1 pseudogene is annotated in these 547 nt (G+C 44.6%); it reads right to left on the bottom strand.

Annotated features, from left to right (window positions below):
- Nucleotides 1–547, bottom strand: a pseudogene (locus LGZ98_RS24085) (IS5 family transposase); the annotation flags it as partial.

The raw sequence follows: 547 nt of genomic DNA, 5'->3' as shown, positions 1-547 counted from the left end.
TACGTTTTATGGTCGAATTTAACCCGTCCATCTGACCGCGCTTTTTCGTTTGATCTATAGGGAATTATCACTTTTATTCCCTGACTTTTTAACCGGTTACGTAATGCATGGCTGGAGTAACCTTTATCAGCAATCACCGCTTTTGAACGACGTTTCATAAAACCATTTTTACGCTGAATACCCAGACCATCCAGCAGGCGTACTGCATATTGACTTTCGTGACATTGACCTGCACTGAGTACTACATTCAGTGGATGGCCTTTTCCATCGACAGCCAGATGGATTTTGGAACCATAACCGCCCTGAGAGCGACCCAGGCCATGGTCTGCGATGACATCGGGATGTTTTTTTGGGCGCCAGCCGCACAATGTGCCGCACGAATGTTACTGCCATCCAGTGATATGGCTGACCAATCAACCAAATCTTGTTCATCCAGTATTGACAATAACTTATTGAAAATAAGATTAATGATCCCTGATTTTGACCACCGATTAAAGCGGTTATAGACGGTTTTCCAGGAACCATAACGTTCGGGTAAATCCCGCCA

Source organism: Photorhabdus kayaii (genome assembly GCF_025384895.1).
Taxonomy (GTDB): Bacteria; Pseudomonadota; Gammaproteobacteria; order Enterobacterales; family Enterobacteriaceae; genus Photorhabdus; species Photorhabdus kayaii.
The sequence above is the reverse complement of the archived record's forward strand: the minus strand, read 5'-3'. Positions and strand labels throughout refer to the sequence as shown.